General features: G+C 58.3%; 16 protein-coding genes and 1 pseudogene. 3 read left to right on the top strand and 14 right to left on the bottom strand.

Annotated features, from left to right (window positions below; genetic code table 11):
• Window positions 1-1335 carry a PIN-like domain-containing protein gene (locus PSJE_RS15550; RefSeq protein ID WP_090453406.1) on the bottom strand — a complete coding sequence of 445 codons (1335 nt, stop codon included), beginning with the start codon at window positions 1333-1335 and terminating at the stop codon, window positions 1-3.
• A gap of 231 nt (window positions 1336-1566) precedes the next feature.
• Here PSJE_RS15550 and mutS point away from each other — a divergent pair, with 231 nt between their 5' ends.
• Window positions 1567-4134 (top strand): DNA mismatch repair protein MutS, encoded by a 2568-nt coding sequence (gene mutS, locus PSJE_RS15545; protein WP_208601470.1) that lies wholly within the window; start codon window positions 1567-1569, stop codon window positions 4132-4134.
• A gap of 142 nt (window positions 4135-4276) precedes the next feature.
• Window positions 4277-4600, top strand: coding sequence for a ferredoxin FdxA (fdxA, locus tag PSJE_RS15540; RefSeq protein WP_007970729.1), 324 nt, complete (start codon window positions 4277-4279; stop codon window positions 4598-4600).
• Window positions 4601-5071: 471 nt separating this feature from the next.
• On the opposite strand, the pseudogene rpoS reads toward fdxA, so the two are convergent.
• From rpoS to PSJE_RS15500, 8 genes and pseudogenes are all read right to left on the bottom strand, one after another.
• Window positions 5072-6080: pseudogene (gene rpoS, locus PSJE_RS15535) on the bottom strand (RNA polymerase sigma factor RpoS).
• Window positions 6081-6184: 104 nt separating this feature from the next.
• The gene (locus tag PSJE_RS15530) at window positions 6185-7042 is read right to left on the bottom strand and encodes a peptidoglycan DD-metalloendopeptidase family protein (RefSeq protein WP_090453404.1); all 858 of its coding nucleotides are present in this window, start codon (window positions 7040-7042) and stop codon (window positions 6185-6187) included.
• 211 nt (window positions 7043-7253) lie between these two features.
• Entirely contained in the window at window positions 7254-7889 is a 636-nt protein-coding gene (locus PSJE_RS15525; protein WP_172435346.1) for a protein-L-isoaspartate(D-aspartate) O-methyltransferase, read from the bottom strand.
• Between the two features lie 41 nt (window positions 7890-7930).
• Entirely contained in the window at window positions 7931-8680 is a 750-nt protein-coding gene (surE, locus tag PSJE_RS15520) for a 5'/3'-nucleotidase SurE (RefSeq protein ID WP_057716156.1), read from the bottom strand.
• The gene (truD, locus tag PSJE_RS15515) at window positions 8668-9726 is read right to left on the bottom strand and encodes a tRNA pseudouridine(13) synthase TruD (RefSeq protein ID WP_090453402.1); all 1059 of its coding nucleotides are present in this window, start codon (window positions 9724-9726) and stop codon (window positions 8668-8670) included. Before truD ends, surE begins: the two co-directional genes overlap by 13 nt.
• Entirely contained in the window at window positions 9723-10196 is a 474-nt protein-coding gene (gene ispF, locus PSJE_RS15510) for a 2-C-methyl-D-erythritol 2,4-cyclodiphosphate synthase (protein ID WP_007970721.1), read from the bottom strand. Before ispF ends, truD begins: the two co-directional genes overlap by 4 nt.
• A gap of 43 nt (window positions 10197-10239) precedes the next feature.
• Window positions 10240-11085, bottom strand: a complete 846-nt coding sequence (gene fghA, locus PSJE_RS15505) for an S-formylglutathione hydrolase (protein WP_090453400.1) — start codon at window positions 11083-11085, stop codon at window positions 10240-10242.
• A gap of 8 nt (window positions 11086-11093) precedes the next feature.
• Window positions 11094-12206 (bottom strand): S-(hydroxymethyl)glutathione dehydrogenase/class III alcohol dehydrogenase, encoded by a 1113-nt coding sequence (locus PSJE_RS15500; protein ID WP_015093777.1) that lies wholly within the window; start codon window positions 12204-12206, stop codon window positions 11094-11096.
• A gap of 107 nt (window positions 12207-12313) precedes the next feature.
• Here PSJE_RS15500 and PSJE_RS15495 point away from each other — a divergent pair, with 107 nt between their 5' ends.
• Window positions 12314-13210, top strand: a complete 897-nt coding sequence (locus tag PSJE_RS15495; protein WP_090453398.1) for a LysR family transcriptional regulator — start codon at window positions 12314-12316, stop codon at window positions 13208-13210.
• 155 nt (window positions 13211-13365) lie between these two features.
• Here the strand turns inward: PSJE_RS15495 and ispD are convergent, their stop codons facing one another.
• The 5 genes from ispD to PSJE_RS15470 form a co-directional block, all read right to left on the bottom strand.
• A complete protein-coding gene (ispD, locus tag PSJE_RS15490; protein ID WP_090453396.1) occupies window positions 13366-14073 on the bottom strand; it encodes a 2-C-methyl-D-erythritol 4-phosphate cytidylyltransferase in 708 nt (235 codons plus the stop codon).
• A complete protein-coding gene (gene ftsB, locus PSJE_RS15485; protein WP_007970710.1) occupies window positions 14070-14348 on the bottom strand; it encodes a cell division protein FtsB in 279 nt (92 codons plus the stop codon). The genes ispD and ftsB overlap by 4 nt, the downstream gene beginning before the upstream one ends.
• 169 nt (window positions 14349-14517) lie before the next feature.
• The gene (gene eno, locus PSJE_RS15480; RefSeq protein ID WP_008019783.1) at window positions 14518-15807 is read right to left on the bottom strand and encodes a phosphopyruvate hydratase; all 1290 of its coding nucleotides are present in this window, start codon (window positions 15805-15807) and stop codon (window positions 14518-14520) included.
• A 156-nt stretch (window positions 15808-15963) separates the two neighbouring features.
• A complete protein-coding gene (gene kdsA / locus PSJE_RS15475) occupies window positions 15964-16809 on the bottom strand; it encodes a 3-deoxy-8-phosphooctulonate synthase (protein WP_015093773.1) in 846 nt (281 codons plus the stop codon).
• A 5-nt stretch (window positions 16810-16814) separates the two neighbouring features.
• Complete coding sequence (locus PSJE_RS15470) at window positions 16815-18446, bottom strand: CTP synthase (RefSeq protein WP_057716161.1); 1632 nt, start codon at window positions 18444-18446, stop codon at window positions 16815-16817.
• Window positions 18447-18651 lie beyond the last annotated feature (205 nt).

Below are 18651 nucleotides of genomic sequence, written 5' to 3'. Positions count from 1 at the left end.
TTACTCATCCGCACCATCACCTAACAGAGACTTATAATGAGCGTTCACAGCGTGCATTTCTTCGCGCAAAGCCACGAACTCCACTTCATGCGCGGAAATCATAGTTTCTATTGTCAACACGCGCTTCTTGCATTTTTGGAGTCTTTCATCATCGAGTGTAAAGCCGGACGCAAACAGATTTTCTTGAAGATCAATTAAGTCTTCATGCTCAGCTCTCAGGTCATCCAACCTAACTCGCATATCACGAATTTTATCCCGAAGTTGTTTCTGCTTACTCATTGAAAAGTTCAATGCAAAGTTTCGAGAATGGTCAGTCGGACGCTGATGCCACGGAGACTTTGCTGCTCTATCAGCCCACGTCTTAGCACTGACCCACGAAGCGCCAGAAGGGATCTCAGGCCATGCGACATTTATTGCCTGATCCAGCAGCGCGCTTTCAAAATTATCATTCAGATCTGCATCTGCCTTATTAATTGCTCTAACTTCCTCTACAACGCCATCTGAAGTGCTCTGCGCCAAAAATTCATTAGCCTTAAGCAAAAACCTATCTGTTGCATAAAGATAAAAATCTTGCTTTGCCGCATCCATAAATTCTTTAGTTAATGCCGGCAAAGCGCTCACCAACCCTTTGTTAGATTTTAGCCACCAATCATCCTTTTTTTCACCAGTGACTAAAATAACCGATTTATTATCGGCAACTGCCTTTTCAATCACTTGCTTCCAGAGGATCAGATCGCCAAACTTTTTTAGCCGAAGTTTATTTGTAGTAGCCTCAGGCATTTTTCCGAAATCCTGAAATCCAGGCGGTATATTTTCCAGATATCTTTTTTCACCCTCGTCAGCTACCGCAAGCAACCGCTCTTCGGAATATGGCTGACCCACTCGCCCATTCAAAAGAGTACCAATTTTTGTCTTTATAACATCATTACCAACGTACGAAAGGTATGTCTCCTGCCTGCTCTCTAATTCTTTTATCATTAGGTCGTAGGAAGAAATGAAATTATTAAAAACCTCATCAGAAACAAAAGGATGTCTCGATCCAGAATTAAATTTTTCTTTCGCGACTTTCAACCCTGAGATTGATTCAGCATAGGCCTTGGACTGAGCCTCGATTACCGTTAAGCGGTTTTCAAAGTACTCCGCCGCCACTTGATATGGAATCCAAAGGCGCTCCCCCAAAAACTCCATAACCTTAAATAGAGCTTCCCTTGCAGAATCGGAAAATCTATAGAGGTCAAGCAACACATTCGTATCCAGCACAAAAATGCAATCCGCCCAAAGCTTTTCTTGGCGCTCCGGTTCCCCTACAAAATGCTCTGAAAAAGCTTCTCTCATTTTTGCGCCTGGCTGGATCAATAGATTTCAACCTAGATAGCACACGGCCATACTTTTCGCCATCGCCCGCCCACCATCCAGAAGTGAGCGCAGCGACACCGTATGGTAACCTCACGGCACATTTCCAACCGTGCAGGCACAATGGCGCGCATCAACATTTTCACGATGAAATGCCCCATTTTTGCCCCACGCTTTTTAGCAGACAGCGCTAAGCCACTGATGAATAAAGCAATTTCTGACTTATCCAGCCACACCCCGATGATGCAGCAGTACTGGCGCCTGAAAAACCAGCACCCGGACCAGCTGATGTTCTACCGCATGGGCGACTTCTACGAGATCTTCTATGAAGACGCGAAGAAGGCCGCCAAGTTGCTGGACATCACCCTGACGGCCCGCGGGCAGTCGGCTGGCCAGGCGATTCCGATGTGCGGGATTCCTTACCACGCCGCCGAGGGTTACCTGGCAAAACTGGTGAAGCTTGGCGAATCGGTGGTGATCTGCGAGCAGGTCGGCGACCCGGCCACCAGCAAAGGGCCGGTGGAGCGGCAGGTGGTACGCATCATCACGCCTGGGACGGTGAGTGACGAGGCGCTGCTCGACGAGCGCAGGGACAACCTGATCGCCGCCGTCCTGGGCGATGAGCGCCTGTTCGGCCTGGCAGTGCTGGACATCACCAGCGGCAACTTCAGCGTGCTGGAGATCAAGGGTTGGGAAAACCTGCTGGCGGAACTGGAGCGGGTCAACCCGGTGGAGTTGCTGATCCCGGATGACTGGCCCAAGGACTTGCCGGCGGAAAAACGCCGCGGCGTACGTCGCCGTGCGCCGTGGGATTTCGAGCGCGATTCGGCGCTCAAAAGCCTGTGCCAGCAATTCTCGACCCAGGACCTCAAGGGCTTTGGCTGCGAAAACCTGACCCTGGCGATCGGTGCCGCCGGTTGCCTGCTGGCCTACGCCAAGGAAACCCAGCGAACCGCCCTGCCCCACTTGCGCAGCTTGCGTCATGAACGCCTGGACGACACCGTGGTGCTCGATGGCGCCAGCCGTCGCAACCTGGAGCTCGACACCAACCTGGCCGGAGGCCGCGACAACACCCTGCAATCGGTGGTGGATCGTTGCCAGACCGCCATGGGCAGCCGCCTGCTGACCCGCTGGCTGAATCGCCCATTGCGCGACTTGACGGTGCTGTTGGCACGCCAGAGCTCGATCACCTGCCTGCTCGACGGTTATCGCTTCGAAAGACTGCAACCGCAGCTCAAGGAAATCGGCGACATCGAGCGGATTCTTGCGCGGATCGGCCTGCGTAATGCCCGCCCCCGCGACCTCGCCCGCTTGCGTGACGCCCTCGGCGCACTGCCCGAACTGCAAGTGGCAATGACGGAGCTCGAAGCCCCACACCTCCAGCAACTCGCCACCATCGCCAGCACCTACCCGGAACTGGCGGCACTGCTGGAAAAAGCCATCATCGACAACCCGCCCGCGGTCATTCGTGACGGGGGCGTGCTAAAAACCGGCTACGACAGCGAACTCGACGAATTGCAGTCGCTGAGCGAAAACGCCGGACAGTTCCTGATCGACCTCGAGGCACGGGAAAAGGCCCGCACCGGCCTGTCGCATCTGAAGGTTGGTTACAACCGCATCCACGGTTACTTCATCGAGCTGCCAAGCAAGCAGGCGGAATCGGCACCGGCCGACTATATTCGCCGCCAGACGCTCAAAGGCGCCGAACGCTTCATTACGCCGGAACTCAAGGCATTCGAAGACAAGGCACTGTCAGCCAAGAGTCGCGCCCTGGCCCGAGAGAAGATGCTGTACGAAGCGTTGCTCGAAGATCTGATCAGCCAGCTGCCACCGTTGCAGGACACCGCCGGCGCCCTGGCCGAGCTGGACGTCTTGAGCAACCTGGCCGAACGTGCACTGAACCTCGATCTGAACTGCCCGCGCTTCGTCAGCGAGCCGTGCATGCGCATCAGCCAGGGTCGTCACCCGGTGGTCGAACAAGTGCTGACCACGCCGTTCGTGGCCAACGACCTGAGCCTGGACGACAACACCCGCATGCTGGTGATCACCGGTCCGAACATGGGCGGTAAATCCACCTACATGCGTCAGACCGCATTGATTGTGCTCCTGGCGCACATCGGCAGCTTCGTGCCAGCGGCCAGTTGCGAATTGTCGCTGGTCGACCGCATCTTCACCCGGATCGGCTCCAGCGATGACCTGGCCGGCGGGCGTTCGACCTTCATGGTGGAAATGAGCGAAACCGCGAACATCCTGCACAACGCCACCGAGCGCAGCCTGGTGCTGATGGACGAAGTCGGGCGCGGCACCAGCACCTTCGACGGTCTGTCCCTGGCATGGGCGGCGGCCGAGCGCCTGGCGCATCTGCGTGCCTACACGCTGTTCGCCACCCACTACTTTGAACTGACCGTCCTGCCGGAAGCCCAGCCGCTGGTGGCCAACGTGCACCTCAATGCCACCGAGCACAACGAGCGCATCGTATTCCTGCACCACGTATTGCCCGGGCCGGCCAGCCAGAGTTATGGCCTGGCCGTTGCGCAGCTGGCAGGCGTACCGAGCGAGGTCATCACCCGTGCTCGCGAGCATCTGAGCCGCCTGGAAGACACCGCCCTGCCCCACGAAACACCGGCACCGGCCAAAGGCAAACCGGTCGCGCCGCAACAAAGCGACCTGTTCGCCAGCCTGCCGCACCCGGTGCTGGATGACCTGGCCAAGCTCGACCTGGACGACATGACGCCACGTCGTGCTCTCGAAATGCTCTATACACTAAAGACACGGATCTAACGCAGCGGCTTGCAAGCTGTTAGAATCTCGCGCGGTTTGGGATGCTGCTGGCTAATAGCCTGGCCAGCAGACTATCGCTCCCGAACCTGGCGACCCCTACGAGAAGGGGCGCAGCAAGCCGCGCCTGAGGAGAAAATTAGAAATGACCTTCGTCGTCACCGACAACTGCATCAAGTGCAAGTACACCGACTGCGTAGAAGTCTGTCCGGTGGACTGCTTTTACGAAGGCCCGAATTTCCTGGTGATCCACCCGGATGAGTGCATCGATTGCGCGCTGTGCGAACCTGAATGCCCTGCCGTGGCTATCTTCTCTGAAGATGAAGTTCCGGCCGGCATGGAAAACTTCATCGAGCTGAACGCTGAGTTGGCCGATATCTGGCCAAACATCACCGAACGCAAAGATCCAATGCCCGATTCCGCAGAATGGGACGGCAAGCCAGGCAAGATCGCAGACCTCGAACGCTGATTACCCCCGCGTTCGCGAAAAAGGCCCCACAAGGGCCTTTTTGCTTTTCTGCGGGCAAAAAAAGGGGCGGTTTGACCCGCCCACATTTTTTCCCTATTCCCTGTATTCCTTTTCATCGTCCTGATGAATCGCGTCCTGCGATATCCATATCCCTCATCCATGAAGGACGTGTCTGTCCGTCGACACAACCTCAATACTAGAGTGTTCCCCTCCGGGATCAATCGGCCCTTGGCGCGAGATTCTGGTGTCACACATCATTAATACTAAAAAATATTAATATAAATCAAACATATATAGGCAGTCAGCGCTCCGAATGGACGACTGCCGGGGTGTAAAAATAACGAACACTTACGCAAGAGTAAGCCTAGGCTTACAGCACGAAACCAAAATCCCGAGGGGACTCGGTCTCCTGGCCAGGCAATAAAAAACCCCGAGCCAGTCGGGGTTTTTCATGCCATCGCAGTGAGTGCCTTATTGGAACAGCGACTCGCTCGACAGACCATTTTTTTTCCAGGATCTCGCGTAGCCGCTTCAAGCCCTCCACCTGAATCTGTCTGACCCGCTCCCGGGTCAGGCCGATTTCCAGGCCGACGTCTTCAAGGGTGCTGCTTTCATGGCCGCGCAGGCCGAAGCGGCGTACAACCACTTCGCGTTGCTTGTCGGTCAGTTCCGAGAGCCATTGATCGATGCTCTGGGACAGATCGTCGTCCTGCAACAGTTCGCATGGATCGGTTGGACGGTCGTCAGTCAGGGTGTCCAGCAGGGTTTTATCCGAATCCGGACCCAGCGAGACGTCGACCGAAGAAACCCGTTCGTTAAGGCCTAGCATACGCTTGACCTCTCCCACCGGTTTTTCCAGCAGGTTGGCGATTTCTTCGGGTGAGGGTTCATGGTCGAGTTTTTGCGTCAGCTCCCGCGCGGCCCGCAGGTACACGTTCAGCTCCTTGACCACATGGATCGGCAGCCGGATGGTCCGGGTCTGATTCATGATTGCGCGTTCGATGGTCTGGCGAATCCACCAGGTCGCGTAGGTCGAGAAGCGGAAACCGCGTTCCGGATCGAACTTCTCCACCGCCCGGATCAAGCCGAGGTTGCCCTCTTCGATCAGGTCCAGTAGCGACAACCCACGATTGACGTAGCGTCGGGCGATTTTCACCACCAGTCGCAGGTTGCTTTCAATCATGCGTTTGCGCCCGGCCGGATCGCCACTTTGCGACAGGCGCGCAAAATGAACTTCTTCTTCGGGTGATAGCAGGGGAGAGAAACCAATTTCATTGAGATACAACTGCGTGGCATCAAGTGCCCGCGTGTAGTCAATGTACTTGTGCTGTTTCAAGGATGCGGAGTGTTTGGATTTGGCACGAACGGAAGGTGGAGCCGCCCCTTCATCATTCGACATCGAATCCGTATCGATGCTGCTCTCCATCAGGAGAACCTCATCGTCGATGTCAAACTCCGGCACTTCTTTACTGAGAGCCATTGTTATAGTCCTTTGGTGAGTTCGACCTCAAGCTCAAGCGGCGCCTTTCTCCCTGGCAACGCTGGAGCCTGTCCCCTCTACGCGACGGAACAGGCTGGTAGCGATCAACGGCGTGGCAGGAATTGCAGCGGATCTACAGGTTTACCTTGGCGGCGAATCTCAAAATGCAGTTTCACCCGGTCTGTACCCGTTGACCCCATTTCGGCAATTGTCTGTCCGACCTTGACCTGCTGCCCCTCCCGAACCAACAGCCTGCGGTTATGTCCGTAGGCACTGACGTAGGTTTCACTGTGCTTGATGATCACTAATTCGCCGTAGCCCCTTAAGCCACTCCCGGCGTATACCACCGTCCCATCAGACGCAGCTAAAACAGGCTGTCCCAAATCTCCGGCGATATCAATTCCTTTATTCAAACTACCGTTTGAAGAGAATTTTCCAATCAGAATGCCATTAGATGGCCATCCCCAGCCGGTCGGGGCTGGCCCGGGAGGTGGCAAAGGAGCAGGGGCTGGCTTGCTCGCGACGGACGGTACAACCGTCGTTGTGCTGGTGGTCGTACCGTTTGCCGAACGACGGATGACCGTGGTTTTACTCGACGACGAAGGTGTTGAACTGGACGAACTGACCACCGCCGTCGACGTTGAATTTGTACGACCATCAAAGCGAATCGTCTGACCCGGACGGATGGTGTAAGGCGCAGGAATGTTGTTGCGTGCCGCCAGGGCCTTGTAGTCCCAGCCGTAACGGAAGGCGATGGAGAACAGGGTGTCCTTGGGCCGAACAATGTATTGCCCGGTGGTCACGGCTGGACGCTGAGCCGCGGCATTGTTACGGTCCACGACACGAACATCGCTGGACTTGTTGCTGGAACAACCGACCAGCAAAGTGCTCAAGACAAGGCCAGTCACCAGGCGCTGAAAGCTCGTTTTACTCATACGCTGCGCAATGACTGTGAGACTCACCCGCCGCTCCCTCTGTGGTGGCTGAAAATGTGAAATGCCGGAGTCCGGCATGAACTGTCGCAAGTATAACGGGCCGTGCACGCTTTACCTTTAATGTAGCGAATCGGTGCCGCGCACACGTTTGCTGCCTGACGATGAATCCCGTTTAACACAACGATGCCGCTGTAAGACAAAGGCAATCGAAGAGAATTCAGCGTGCCGAAACAAATGCTCAGGCCAGTGGCCCATTGAGCAGTGGCACGAAGCGCACAGCCCCCAGGACATGCCTGGAAAAACCTTGTTCCTCGCGGATGATCAGCATCAATTGCTGGACTTCGCCGGCCCCGACCGGGATCACCATTCGGCCTCCCGGTGCCAACTGGTCAAGCAATGCCTGGGGCACGTCGGTTGCCACTGCGGTGACGATAATCCCGTTGTATGGTGCCAGTGCCGGCCAGCCCTCCCAGCCATCGCCCCAGCGGAACACTACGTTGCGCAGGTTCAGTTCGACCAGGCGTTCCTTTGCCCGATCCTGCAGAACCTTGATGCGCTCGACCGAGAACACACGCTCGACCAGTTGCGACAGCACCGCCGTCTGATAACCCGACCCGGTGCCGATCTCCAGCACCTTGTCGAGGGGACCGGCCTCCAGCAGCAGCTCGCTCATGCGCGCCACCATATAAGGCTGGGAGATGGTCTGGTTGTTGCCAATCGGCAGCGCGGTGTCTTCATAGGCACGGTGCGCCAGCGCTTCGTCGACGAACAGGTGGCGCGGGGTCCGGCGAATGACCTCCAGTACCCTGGCGTTGGAGATGCCTTCTTCGTACAGGCGCTGGATCAGCCGCTCCCGGGTTCGCTGGGAGGTCATGCCGATGCCGCGACGCAGCATATCGTCTTGTTCGCGACCCATCAGCGCAGCCCCTCCAGCCAGCCGTCCAGACTTCTGAAGGCATCATTGAAGGTGCGATCCAGTTGCAGCGGCGTGATCGAAACATAACCCTGCATCACTGCATGGAAATCGGTACCCGGGCCGCCATCTTCGGCATCCCCGGCCGCCGCGATCCAGTAACCGGACTTGCCCCGCGGATCCACCACTTTCATCGGTGCCGCGGCTCGGGCGCGATGGCCCAGGCGGGTCAGCTGGATACCGCGGATGCGGTCCAGCGGCAAATTGGGAATGTTCACGTTCAGTACCGTACGCGGTGGCAGATCCAGGTCAGCATGGGCTTCAACCAGTTTGCGCGCGAAATGGGCAGCTGTGGGAAGGTTCTCTACCTGGCGTGAGACCAGCGAAAAGGCAAACGAGGGGTGATTCAGGAAACGCCCCTCGAGGGCCGCCGCCACCGTGCCGGAATACAGGACATCGTCCCCCAGGTTCGCACCCAGGTTTATTCCGGAAACCACCATGTCCGCTTCGCGCTCCAGCAGGCCGTTGAGGCCCAGGTGCACACAATCGGTTGGCGTGCCGTTGAGGCTGATAAAGCCGTTGGCCAGGGTTTGCGGGTGCAACGGACGGTCGAGCGTCAGCGAACTGCTGGCGCCGCTCTTGTCCTGGTCCGGGGCGATAACCACGCACTCGGTGTAATCCGCCAGCGCAGCATAAAGCGCGGCGAGACCGGGTGCGGTTACCCCATCGTCGTTAGAAATCAGAATACGCATGGGCTGTCCGTCTGCCCCACCGGCACCAGATCAACAAGCTCGCGCACCAATACGGTGGCGAAGCATCCGGCCGGCAGGACGAATTCCAGTTGCAGAATGTCAGGCTCGGGATAATGCCACGTCAACCCGCCAATGGGCAGCCGCAGGATGCGACGTTCGTGGCTCATACCGGCGTTAATCAACCAATCGCGAAGGTCTGCTTCGCGCGCGGCGATTGCCTGCTCCAGTTCATGGACAACACCCGTGGCCGGCGAGTCACCTTCGCCCCACTGCGGGCCGGTCGGGTGCAGATCGAGAATCGCCAGGCGCGGGTCGCTGCACTCGGCTTCGCCTGCCGGGAAAAAGCTGCGGCTGTCGGTGAACGCCAGCAGATCGCCCACCTGGGCACGCTGCCAGGTGCCATCGGCAACTCGTGCGGCCAGCACCTGATTGAATAGAAAACTGCGCGCCGTGGAGAGCAGACGCGAGCGCACGTTGCGCTGCTCCGGCAAGGCCTTGCGCGCGGCCCAGGCGCGAGCATCGACGACGTTGCCGCCGTCATGGCCGAAACGCTGGGCGCCGAAATAATTGGGGATGCCTTGTTTGGCGATCAGTTGCAGACGCTCTTCAAGCGCAGCCTTGTCGCCAGCGAATTGCGTAAGGCGCAACGTAAAACCGTTGGCCGAGTGGGCACCGCGTTGCAGTTTGCGCTTGTGGCGGGCGGTCTTGAGGATCTTCAGCGTATCGTTTTCCGCAGCCGACAGATCAGGGTCGGCCTTGCCCGGCAATTGCACGCTGAACCACTGGCGAGTCAACGCCTGACGGTCCTTGAGCCCGGCATAACTGACGGTGCGCAATGGCACGCCGGCAGCCTTGGCAATCCGTCGCGCCGCTTCTTCAGTATTCAGACCACGCTTTTCCACCCAGATCCACAGGTGTTCGCCCTCGCCGCTGAGGGGAATGTCGAGGACTTCGTCGACCTGGAAATCTTCGGCGATCGCTTTCAGGACCGCCGTGCCGAGGGCCTCACCGTACGCCCGCGGGCCGAGCAATTGCAGTTCGTTCATGCGCGCAGCAACAAGGCAACGGAGTGCACGGCAATGCCTTCTTCGCGACCGACAAAGCCGAGCTTTTCGGTGGTGGTAGCTTTCACGTTCACTTGATCCAACTCTACTTGAAGATCCGCGGCAATCAGCGCGCGCATCGATTCGATATGCGGGGCCATTTTCGGCGCCTGGGCGACGATGGTGTTATCGACGTTGCCGACTTTCCAGCCTTTGGCATGGACCAGTGCGACGACGTGACGCAACAGCGCACGGCTGTCGGCGCCCTTGAATTGCGGGTCGGTATCCGGGAAATGCTTGCCGATGTCGCCCAGCGCCGCGGCGCCGAGCAAGGCATCGCTCAAGGCGTGCAAGAGGACGTCACCGTCAGAGTGGGCGAGCAGCCCGAAGCTGTGTGCAATGCGCACACCGCCCAGAGTGATGAAATCGCCTTCAGCGAAACGGTGCACATCATAGCCGTGGCCAATACGCATAAAAAAACGCCCCGATTTTTGTCAGGGCGTGATTCTACCTGCATTAGCCAACCAGAGCATGCGCGTGATGCCGCAAGTGCTCATCGATGAAACTGGCAATGAAGAAATAGCTGTGGTCATAGCCCGGTTGCAGGCGCAACGTCAGCGGGTGAGCGGTCAGTTTGGCCGCCTGCTGCAAGGCTTCCGGCTTGAGCTGGTTGGCGAGGAAGTCGTCGCGATCACCTTGGTCGACCAACAGCGGCAGCTTTTCATCGACCTCGGCAATCAACGCGCAGGCATCCCATTCGCGCCATTTCGAACGGTCCTCTCCCAGATAGCGGGAAAAGGCTTTCTGCCCCCACGGGCAATCCATCGGGTTGTTGATTGGCGAGAACGCCGACACCGACAGATAGCGCCCCGGATTGCGCAAGGCGCAGACCAGCGCACCGTGGCCGCCCATGGAATGGCCACTGATACCGCGCCTGTCCGACGCCGGGAAATGGGCTTCGACCAATGTCGGCAATTCCTGCACGACATAGTCATGCATCCGATAGTGACGCGACCAAGGCTCCTGAGTGGCATTCAGGTAAAACCCGGCGCCGAGGCCAAAGTCCCAGGCACCATCCGGATCGCCCGGCACTTCAGGACCGCGAGGGCTGGTGTCCGGTGCGACGATGATCAGCCCGAGCTCCGCGGCCATGCGCATGGCGCCGGCCTTCTGCATGAAGTTCTCGTCGGTGCAGGTCAGGCCGGACAACCAGTACAACACCGGCAGCTTGCCGCCCTGCTCCGCTTGCGGCGGCAGGTAGACGGCGAACACCATGTCGCAGCCGAGCACTTCCGAGCGATGGCGATAGCGTTTGTGCCAGCCGCCGAAGCTTTTCTGGCAGGAGATGTTTTCCAGGCTCATGGCGGACCTCAGAAATGGATGACGGAGCGAATGCTTTTCCCTTCGTGCATAAGGTCAAACGCCTTGTTGATATCTTCCAGGCCCATGGTGTGGGTGATGAAGGTATCCAGCGGAATCTCACCGGTTTCGGCCATTTCCACATAGCTTGGCAACTCGGTACGGCCGCGCACGCCGCCGAACGCCGAACCCCGCCAGACGCGACCGGTGACCAGCTGGAACGGACGGGTCGAGATTTCCTGGCCGGCACCGGCAACGCCGATGATCACTGACTCGCCCCAACCCTTGTGGCAGCACTCCAGTGCGGCGCGCATCAGTTGCACGTTACCGATGCACTCGAAGGAAAAATCCACGCCGCCATCGGTCATGTCGACGATGACTTCCTGGATCGGACGATCGAAGTCTTTCGGGTTCACGCAATCGGTTGCACCCAGTTGCTTGGCGATCTCGAATTTGGCCGGGTTGATGTCGATGGCGATGATGCGGGCAGCCTTGGCTTTTACGGCGCCGATAACAGCCGACAGACCGATGCCGCCAAGACCGAAAATGGCGACCGTATCACCCGGTTTCACCTTGGCGGTGTTGAGCACTGCACCGATACCGGTAGTGACACCGCAGCCCAGCAGGCAGACTTTTTCCAGTGGCGCTTCCTTGGCGATTTTCGCAACGGAAATCTCCGGAAGCACGGTGTACTCGGAGAACGTGGAAGTACCCATGTAGTGGAAAATCGTTTCGCCCTTGTAGGAAAAACGCGAAGTCCCGTCCGGCATCAAGCCTTTGCCCTGGGTCGCGCGAATCGCCTGGCAGAGGTTGGTTTTACCCGACAGGCAGAATTTGCACTGGCGGCATTCCGGGGTGTACAGCGGGATCACATGATCACCGACTGCAACGGAGGTCACGCCCTCGCCGATCGCTTCCACGATCGCACCACCTTCATGGCCGAGGATCGACGGGAAGATGCCTTCCGGATCAGCGCCGGACAGTGTGTAGGCATCGGTATGGCAAACACCGGAGGCCACCACGCGCAGCAAGACTTCGCCGGCCTTGGGCATGGCGACATCGACTTCAACGATTTCGAGGGGCTTCTTGGCCTCGAAGGCAACGGCGGCGCGCGACTTGATCATGGTGATTCTCCAGTGAATTAAAACGAGACAAGGAGTGTAATACATGGCTCAACGATGAATAATCGATGCAAATGCAAAATATTATTGCCACACAGGGATAATCATTGATGTCCGAAAATCGCTGGGAAGGGATCGACGAGTTTGTCGCCGTTGCCGAATGCAGCCAGTTCACCGCTGCCGCGCAACGCCTGGGAGTTTCTTCCTCCCATATCAGTCGACAAATCGTACGCCTCGAAGAGCGCCTGCAAACCCGCCTGCTCTACCGCAGCACCCGCCGGGTCACGCTGACCGAGGCCGGGCAAACCTTCCTGCAACATTGCCAGCGCTTGCAGGATGGCCGCGAAGAGGCGTTGCGCGCGGTGGGCGATTTGACCAGCGAACCCAAGGGCATGCTGCGCATGACCTGCGCCGTGGCTTACGGCGAGCGCTTCATCGTGCCGCTGGTGACCCGCTTCATGGGGCTGTATCCGCAACTGCGGATCGACATCGAACTGAGCAATCGCCAGCTTGACCTGGTGCACGAAGGCCTCGACCTGGCGATTCGCCTCGGGCGCTTGCAGGACTCACGGCTGGTCGCCACCCGCCTCGCGCCTCGACGCATGTTTCTCTGTGCATCACCCTCCTACATTGAACGCTACGGTCGCCCGCACAGCCTGTCGGAGCTGAGCCGCCACAACTGCCTCATCGGCAGTTCGGACCTATGGCAGCTGGAACAGAACGGGAGAGAGTTTTCGCAAAGGGTGCAAGGAAACTGGCGCTGCAACAGTGGGCAAGCCGTACTGGATGCTGCGCTACAAGGCGTAGGGCTGTGTCAGTTGCCGGACTATTACGTGCTGGAACATTTGAATAGCGGCGCGTTGATTTCGTTACTGGAGGCGCATCAACCGCCGAACACGGCGGTTTGGGCGCTGTATCCGCAGCAGCGGCATCTGTCGCCGAAGGTGCGCAAGTTGGTGGATTATTTGAAGGAAGGGTTGGCGCAAAGGCCGGAATACCGAAACTGATGTCAATCAGTGCCGGATTTGTTGTTTGAACTACCGCTATCGCGAGCAAGCTCGCTCCCACAGTGGATGGGGTCGAACGCAAATCTTGCAAACGCCAGCAATCCCTGTGGGAGCGAGCTTGCTCGCGATTGGGGACAACACTGAACCCAAATCAATCAGTGACGATTGGCCCAACGCTGCCGCAACCACTCAAGGTCCTCGGGACGCGTGACCTTGAGGTTGTCGGCTCGCCCTTCGACCAGTCGCGGTGCCGAACCGGCCCACTCCATCGCCGAAGCTTCGTCAGTAACAACGGCATCGGCCACCAGGCTGTCAGCCAGTGCGCGATGCAACGCCCCAAGGCGGAACATCTGCGGCGTGTAGGCCTGCCAGATCACACTGCGATCCACGGTTTCGACCACACGACCGTGCTTGTCGACCCGCTTGAGCGTATCCCGCGCAGGAACCGCCAGCAGCCCGCCGACAGGATCGTCAGCCAGCTCAGCCAGCAGTTTGTCCAGATCGTCACGACTGAGGTTCGGCCGTGCGGCATCGTGAACCAGTACCCAATCCTCATCATCAGCGCCCTGCGCATGCAAGTGCAGCAAGGCGTTGAGCACCGACCCGGAACGTTCGGCGCCGCCCTCGACCCGGGCAATACGCGGATCACTGGCACACGCCAGGTTCGGCCAATAAGGATCGTCCACAGCAACACTGACCACCAAACCTTTCAGGCATGGATGATCAAGGAAACAGCCAAGGCTGTGTTCGAGAATAGTGCGCCCGCCCAGTTGCAGATACTGCTTGGGACGGTCCGCGGCCATACGGGCACCGACGCCCGCGGCAGGAATCACGGCCCAGAAGGCCGGTAACGAATTAATCATTGGGCCAACTGGTAAAGGGTTTCACCGTCCTTGACCATACCCAACTCATGACGAGCCCGTTCTTCGACGGTCTCCATGCCCTTTTTCAACTCACTGACCTCGGCGTCCATCACCCGGTTGCGTTCCAGCAATGCCTGGTTCTCAGCCTGCTGATCCGCAATCTGCTGAGTCAACTCGGCCACTTGCGCCAGACTGCCATTTCCCACCCACAGGCGGTACTGCAGGCCAGCCAGCAACAAAAGCAGGATGAGGAACAACCAATTGGGACTGCGCATCGAATATCAGGTATCCAGTGAAAAAAGACAGCCATGCCAAACGTGAAGCTTCTGATAGCACGAAGCCTGGAAGAACCAGGCTTGTGCATATAAGGCATCAGATTAGTGGCAAAAACGTCGCTGTAGCGATTTTTCCGACACAATCCGGTGTCTTTTTACCAGTTACCGCTTAACCGCGGAACTCGCCGCGACCGTTGTACTTGGCTTTGCCGTTCAACTGCTCTTCGATACGCAGCAGTTGGTTGTACTTGGAAACGCGGTCGGAACGGCACAGGGAGCCGGTCTTGATCTGGCCAGCCGAGGTGCCCACGGCCAGGTCGGCAATGGTCGAGTCTTCGGTTTCGCCGGAGCGGTGCGAGATCACTGCGGTGTAACCGGCGGCCTTGGCCATCTGGATGGCTTCCAGGGTTTCGGTCAGGGTGCCGATCTGGTTGAACTTGATCAGGATCGAGTTGGCGATCTTCTTGTCGATGCCTTCTTTCAGGATCTTGGTGTTGGTCACGAACAGGTCGTCGCCTACCAGCTGAGTCTTCTCGCCGATCTTGTCGGTGAGGATCTTCCAGCCAGCCCAGTCGGACTCGTCCAGGCCATCTTCGATGGAGATGATCGGGTAACGCTCGGTCAGGCCTTTGAGGTAGTCAGCGAAACCTTCGGCGGTGAACACCTGGCCTTCGCCGGACAGGTTGTACTTGCCGTCTTCGTAGAACTCGCTGGCTGCGCAGTCCAGGGCCAGGGTCACGTCGGTGCCCAGCTTGTAACCGGCGTTGGCCACGGCTTCGGAGATCACTTTCAAAGCGTCTTCGTTGGAGGCCAGGTTCGGCGCGAAACCACCTTCGTCACCGACGGCAGTGCTCAGGCCACGGGCCTTCAGCACGGCTTTGAGGTGGTGGAAAATCTCGGTGCCCATGCGCAGACCTTCCGAGAAAGACTTGGCGCCAACCGGCTGAACCATGAATTCCTGGATGTCGACGTTGTTATCGGCGTGCTCGCCGCCGTTGATGATGTTCATCATCGGAACCGGCATCGAGTAGACACCCGGGGTGCCGTTCAGGTTGGCGATGTGAGCGTACAGCGGCAGGTCCTGGTCCTGTGCTGCTGCCTTGGCCGCGGCCAGGGAAACGGCGAGGATCGCGTTGGCGCCCAGGGAACCTTTGTTTTCAGTACCGTCGAGCTTGATCATTGCCAGATCGAGCGCTTTCTGGTCGCTTGGGTCCATGCCTTTCAACAGGTCACGGATCGGACCGTTGATGTTGGCTACGGCCTTCAGAACGCCCTTGCCCAGGTAACGGCTCTTGTCGCCATCGCGCAGCTCGAGCGCCTCACGCGAGCCAGTGGAAGCACCGGACGGCGCGCAGGCACTGCCGATGATGCCGTTGTCGAGAAGCACGTCCGCTTCCACGGTGGGATTGCCACGGGAGTCGAGAACTTCACGACCTTTGATGTCGACGATTTTAGCCATTGTTGTAAACACTCCAAAGTTGACGAAAACGACGCAGCTGTAGGAAATCTTTGATCGTCGGCAAGTGAGGTGCAGCGGGCAGTCTTGCAGACGACAAGGCTCAGGCCCGAGGGCCTGAGCGTTAAATCGTGCGGTACTTTACCGGAGAATTGAGGATTACGCGGTTTCTACCGTCGGAAAACTCTTCACCAGTTCGTCCAAAGCTTTGAGCTGGGCCAGGAATGGCTCCAGTTTGTCCAGGCGCAAGGCGCAAGGACCGTCGCACTTGGCGTTGTCCGGATCCGGGTGGGCTTCCAGGAACAGGCCGGCCAGCGACTGGCTCATACCGGCTTTTGCCAGGTCGGTGACCTGGGCGCGACGACCGCCGGCGGAATCGGAGCGACCACCAGGCATTTGCAGCGCGTGGGTCACATCGAAGAACACCGGGTATTCGAACTGCTTCATGATGCCGAAGCCGAGCATGTCGACGACGAGGTTGTTGTAGCCGAAGCTCGAACCACGCTCGCAGAGGATCAACTGATCGTTACCCGCTTCCACGCACTTGTTCAGGATGTGCTTCATTTCCTGGGGGGCGAGGAACTGGGCTTTCTTGATGTTGATCACGGCGCCCGTTTTGGCCATCGCGACCACGAGGTCGGTCTGGCGCGACAGGAATGCCGGCAACTGGATGATGTCGCAGACTTCAGCGACGACCGCGGCCTGGTCAGGCTCGTGGACGTCGGTGATGATCGGCACGCCGAAGGCTTGCTTGATGTCCTGGAAGATGCGCATGCCTTCTTCCAGGCCAGGACCACGATAGGAGGTCACAGAAGACCGGTTGGCCTTGTCGAAACTGGCCTTGAACACGTAAGGGATACCGAGCTTTTCGGTGACCTTCACATACTCTTCGCAAACCTGCATGGCCATGTCACGGCTTTCCAGCACGTTCATGCCGCCGAACAGCACCATGGGCTTGTCGTTGGCAATCTCGATGTCGCCGACGCGGATGATCTTCTGTGCCATCGGGGTTACGCCTTCTTCTGGTGTTGAGCCAACGCGGCCTTGACGAAACCGCTGAACAGCGGGTGACCGTCGCGTGGCGTCGAGGTGAACTCAGGGTGGAACTGGCAAGCGACGAACCATGGGTGATCCGGAGCTTCAACCACTTCAACCAGTGCGCCATCACCGGAACGACCGGAGATTTTCAAACCGGCTTCCATGATTTGCGGCAGCAGGTTGTTGTTCACTTCGTAGCGATGACGATGACGCTCGACAATCACGTCTTTGCCGTAGCAACCGTGGACCAGGGAACCCGGCTCCAGCAGGCAATCCTGCGCGCCCAGGCGCATGGTGCCGCCCAGGTCGGAGGTTTCGGTACGGGTTTCGACGGCGCCGGTGGCATCTTCCCACTCGGTGATCAGGCCCACGACCGGGTGGCCGCTTGCACGATCGAACTCGGTGGAGTTGGCGTCTTTCCAGCCCATCACGTTACGTGCGAACTCGATAACGGCCACTTGCATGCCCAGGCAGATACCCAGGTACGGAACCTTGTTTTCGCGAGCGTATTGAACGGCAGTGATCTTGCCTTCAACGCCACGCAGACCGAAGCCGCCCGGTACCAGGATGGCATCGACGCCTTCGAGCAGCGCGGTGCCCTGGTTCTCGATGTCTTCGGAATCGATGTAGCGCAGGTTGACCTTGGTACGGTTGCTGATGCCCGCGTGACTCATCGCTTCGATCAGCGACTTGTAGGCGTCCAGCAGCTCCATGTACTTGCCGACCATGGCAATGGTGACTTCGTGCTCAGGGTTGAGCTTGGCGTCGACCACGGCTTCCCACTCGGACAGATCGGCACCGCCGCATTGCAGGCCGAAACGCTCGACGACGAAATCGTCCAGGCCCTGGGAGTGCAGGATGCCCGGGATCTTGTAGATGGTATCGGCGTCTTCCAGCGCGATTACCGCACGTTCTTCGACATTGGTGAACTGCGCGATCTTGCGACGCGACGACACATCGATCGGGTGGTCGGAGCGGCAGACCAGCACGTCTGGTTGCAGGCCGATGGAACGCAGTTCCTTCACCGAGTGCTGGGTAGGCTTGGTCTTGGTTTCGCCGGCAGTGGCGATGTACGGCACCAGTGTCAGGTGCATCAGCATCGCGCGCTTGGCGCCGACTTCGAAACGCAGTTGGCGGATCGCCTCGAGGAACGGTTGCGACTCGATGTCACCCACGGTGCCACCGATTTCGACCATTGCCACGTCAGCGTCGCCGGCACCCTTGATGATTCGGCGCTTGATTTCGTCGGTGATGTGCGGGATCACCTGGATGGTTGCACCCAGGTAGTCACCACGGCGCTCCTTGCGCAGGACGTGTTCGTAGACACGGCCCGTGGTGAAGTTGTTGTTCTGGGTCATGGTCGTGCGGATGAACCGCTCGTAGTGACCCAGGTCCAGGTCGGTCTCGGCGCCGTCGTGAGTGACGAACACTTCACCGTGCTGGAACGGGCTCATCGTGCCCGGGTCGACGTTGATGTACGGGTCCAGCTTCAGCATGGTGACCTTAAGTCCCCGCGCCTCCAGGATGGCCGCCAATGATGCCGATGCAATGCCTTTCCCCAATGAAGAAACAACACCGCCCGTGACGAATATGTAGCGCGTCATGAAAAACCCTAGAAGTCTGCGTTAAAGCGGTCCGAGCCGCCGGGGAAAGCGAAGGAAGGCCGAAGCCCCCGATCACCTGCATTAATCACAGTGCACCTTTCGAAAAAACCGCCGCGTTGGGACAGACCGGAAAATGAAACACCGGTTCGTTGCTCGCTACACATTTTTTGGAATCGCCCAGCAAAGACTGCTTGGTAATCGGCAA

The sequence above is a fragment of the Pseudomonas jessenii genome, assembly GCF_002236115.1.
GTDB classification, from domain to species: Bacteria; Pseudomonadota; Gammaproteobacteria; order Pseudomonadales; family Pseudomonadaceae; genus Aquipseudomonas; species Aquipseudomonas jessenii.
This window is presented reverse-complemented; position numbering and strand designations above follow the sequence as displayed.